Origin of the sequence: Bacillus sp. 220_BSPC, from assembly GCF_001054655.1 — a bacterium.
GTDB classification, from domain to species: Bacteria; Bacillota; Bacilli; order Bacillales; family DSM-1321; genus Peribacillus; species Peribacillus frigoritolerans.
In genome coordinates this window covers 1-3,154 of record NZ_JVPL01000323.1, presented here as the reverse complement: position 1 = coordinate 3,154, position 3,154 = coordinate 1, and the positions used below count along the sequence as shown (strand labels likewise).

6 protein-coding genes are annotated in these 3,154 nt (G+C 40.1%); all 6 read left to right on the top strand.

Annotated elements, in window-relative coordinates; genetic code table 11:
* The coding region (locus ADA55_RS27690) for a YhcN/YlaJ family sporulation lipoprotein (protein ID WP_048690135.1) at positions 1-286 on the top strand (286 nt) is incomplete at its 5' end.
* Positions 287-306: 20 nt separating this feature from the next.
* Positions 307-786 carry a stage V sporulation protein AC gene (gene spoVAC / locus ADA55_RS27685; RefSeq protein ID WP_048683806.1) on the top strand — a complete coding sequence of 160 codons (480 nt, stop codon included), beginning with the start codon at positions 307-309 and terminating at the stop codon, positions 784-786.
* Positions 786-1,799, top strand: a complete 1,014-nt coding sequence (spoVAD, locus tag ADA55_RS27680) for a stage V sporulation protein AD (RefSeq protein ID WP_048690131.1) — start codon at positions 786-788, stop codon at positions 1,797-1,799. The genes spoVAC and spoVAD overlap by 1 nt, the downstream gene beginning before the upstream one ends.
* 2 nt (positions 1,800-1,801) lie before the next feature.
* Positions 1,802-2,152, top strand: a complete 351-nt coding sequence (gene spoVAE, locus ADA55_RS27675; RefSeq protein WP_048690125.1) for a stage V sporulation protein AE — start codon at positions 1,802-1,804, stop codon at positions 2,150-2,152.
* A 13-nt stretch (positions 2,153-2,165) separates the two neighbouring features.
* Positions 2,166-2,372 carry a DUF1657 domain-containing protein gene (locus tag ADA55_RS27670; protein ID WP_048690123.1) on the top strand — a complete coding sequence of 69 codons (207 nt, stop codon included), beginning with the start codon at positions 2,166-2,168 and terminating at the stop codon, positions 2,370-2,372.
* 29 nt (positions 2,373-2,401) lie between these two features.
* Positions 2,402-3,154, top strand: a 753-nt coding sequence (locus ADA55_RS27665; protein WP_048690120.1) for a DUF421 domain-containing protein, incomplete at its 3' end; no start/stop codon positions are given.

The following is a 3,154-nucleotide window of genomic DNA, read 5'->3' as shown; positions in this document are numbered from 1 at the left end:
AGAGGAAGACATTTCGGATGTGAAGGCTGTGAATACGGATAAAGAGCTATTGATAGCGATCAAAGTCGAAAACTTTGATCGTTTTCGATTAAAGAAAATCGAAAAGAGCGTGAAATCAGACTTGGAAAAAGACTATCCAGATCATAAAATCTTGGTTTCGACCGATTCAAAAATGTATTTGGAACTTGATCAATTAGAACAAAAAATCCAAAAGGATAACACAAATCGGAAGGAAGTAGAAAAGGATTTTAATAAAATCAAAAGTCTGATGAAAGAAAAAACCTAAGGAGAAAGAGGAGTCGGACCATGTCGAATAAACAAAAGAAACAATTGACACCTGTTCAACAAGAATATCAAGGGATTCAAAAACATCGAGAAACAAAAAGACCAGTGGTTAAAAATTGCATAAAAGCATTTTTAACAGGAGGCCTTATTTGTCTGATCGGACAGCTCATTTCTGCCTTTTATATTTATTATTTTGATTTTACGGACCAAACAGCTGGAAATCCAACCGTAGGGACTTTAGTTTTTATTACGATGCTTCTTACAGGTTTCGGGGTCTATGATCGTATGGCTCAATTTGGCGGGGCTGGGACGGCTGTACCGGTTACTGGTTTCGGCAATGCCGTCATTTCTGCAGCGATTGAACACCGAACTGAAGGGTTCGTATTAGGGGTAGGCGGTAATATGTTTAAACTCGCAGGATCGGTTATTCTATTTGGCGTCTTTTCGGCGTTTGTCATTGCCTTGATTAAAACAATTCTTATACAGTGGGGTGGTTTGTGATGTTAGAAGGTCATCGTACATGGGTCTTCGAACAAAAGCCCGTGATTATTTCTACAGGTACAGTCGGAGGGCCATTTGAAGCAGATGGAGCTATCGCGGAAGATTTTGATCTTCTGCATGCCGATTTATGGCTTAATCAGGATTCCTATGAAAAAGCTCATAAAATAATTTTTGAAGAAGCTTGTCAAAAAGCCATGGAAAAAGGCGGAATTCAAAAGGAACAGGTTCAGTTTCTCCTTGCCGGAGACCTAATCAATCAAATTACTCCGACCAGTTTCGCGAGCCGAACAATTGGAGCCCCTTATTTTGGGTTGTTTGGTGCTTGTTCTACCTCCATGGAAGGATTAGCTTTAGGCGCCTATATTGTCAATACAAACGGAGCCCAATATTTATTAACAGGGGCTTCTAGTCATGATACAGCTGTTGAAAAACAATTTCGTTATCCAACGGAATACGGGGGACAAAAACCACCTACTGCACAATGGACCGTGACGGGGGCTGGTGCGGCTTTACTAAGTAATTCAGGGGATGGACCACGTGTCACTTCTGCAACAATTGGCCGTATCATCGATATGGGGTTGACGGATCCTTTTAATATGGGAGGGGCTATGGCTCCAGCTGCCGTTGATACCATTGAAGCTCATTTAAAGGAACGAAACATTGATCCATCTTATTACGATTTAATTGTCACCGGGGATCTTGGTCAGATTGGCCGTGAAGTGTCCCTTGATTTATTTAAAAAGCATGGAACCCCTATTAGGGAAGATCAGTTTCAGGACTGCGGATTAATGATTTATCGGGAAGGACAACCGGTTTTGGCAGGAGGCAGTGGCGCAGGGTGTTCAGCAACAGTCGTCTATGGTCATTTATTAAACCGAATGAAAAAAGGTGAATTTAAAAGAATGTTAGTGGTAGCAACAGGGGCCTTATTATCTCCTCTATCCTATCAGCAAAATGAAACGATTCCTTGTATCGCCCATGCGGTGTCGATTGAATACGGGGGTGAACAATAGACATGATCTATTTTTGGGCTTTTGTCATAGGTGGTTTAATTTGTGTTATTGGGCAAATTATGTTTGATGTGTTTAAACTGACACCGGGACATACGTTAAGTGCCCTTGTCGTAATTGGTGCTTTTTTAGATGGGGTAGGTTTATATGAACCCTTAATAGATTTTGCTGGGGCAGGAGCAACTGTTCCTATTACTAGCTTTGGAAATTCACTTGTACACGGGGCCTTGCAAGAAGCCGAACAACACGGGTTAGTTGGTGTACTTACAGGAATGTTTGAAGTGACCAGTGCCGGCATTTCAGCTGCCATCATTTTTGGCATGTTAGGAGCCTTGATTTTTAAACCAAAGGGATAAGGGAGGATGTAAGATGACCATCGGATCGGAAGTAAAGCAATGTCTTGCCAGCCTAAAAGGCGTAGAAGCTAGTCTATCGAGTTTAGCATTAAGAACTCAAGAAAACGAATCCAAACAAATCTTGCATGAAACGATGATGGATGTGAACGAAATAGTAACAGATTTGAAAAAAAGGGTAGGAGAATTGGAGAATGAGGAATTCCAGTATAAAGGGTTTTAAAATAACGTATAAAAAGGAGGGGTTAAGTAATGCCTGATTGGTTAGATGTATTTATACGGGCTTTGTTATTTCTTGTTATCCTTTTTTTAGTAACTAAATTGTTAGGTAAAAAGCAGCTATCTCAACTGTCTTACTTTGAGTATGTAGTTGGTATAACTATAGGTAGTATTGGGGCAGAAGTGATTACGGGACTTGAACGAAATATTTCAGTGGGGGTTATAGGAATTGTAACTACTGCGGCCATATCTTTTTTAATTGGAGTCATTTCTTTGAAAAGCAAAATGGTTCGGGACCTTGTAGAAGGAAAAGGAACGGTTTTTATCAAAGATGGAAAAATCATGGAAGATAACTTGAAGAAGGAAAGATATACAACGGATGAATTGTTAGAGTTACTTCGAAAGAAGGATGCTTTTCAGGTGTCTGATGTGGAATTTGCGGTATTAGAGGCAACCGGAGATTTATCCGTTATGTTAAAGAAAGAGAACCAGCCTTTAACGGCAAAGGATTTAAACTTGGTGGTTGCTTCCGTCAAAGAGCCTCAGACCGTCATAATGGATGGGGAAATATTGGATGAACCACTTGCGACGATTGGGCGAAGTCGAAGTTGGTTACATACTGAATTAGAAAAATTAGGGGTCACCATTGAAAATGTCTTTCTTGGACAAATAAATTCTTATGGAGAACTAACGGTGGATCTTTTTGATGATATATTGCAAGTACCATCTCCTCAAGAAAGGCCTTTACTTCTTTCGACTATGAAAAAATGCCAAGCAGACTTAGAA

Coding starts and splice junctions, on each gene's coding strand:
- spoVAC (WP_048683806.1), top strand. CDS start 307: ATGTCGAATAAACAAAAGAAACAATTGACACCTGTTCAACAAGAATAT.
- spoVAD (WP_048690131.1), top strand. CDS start 786: ATGTTAGAAGGTCATCGTACATGGGTCTTCGAACAAAAGCCCGTGATT.
- spoVAE (WP_048690125.1), top strand. CDS start 1,802: ATGATCTATTTTTGGGCTTTTGTCATAGGTGGTTTAATTTGTGTTATT.
- ADA55_RS27670 (WP_048690123.1), top strand. CDS start 2,166: ATGACCATCGGATCGGAAGTAAAGCAATGTCTTGCCAGCCTAAAAGGC.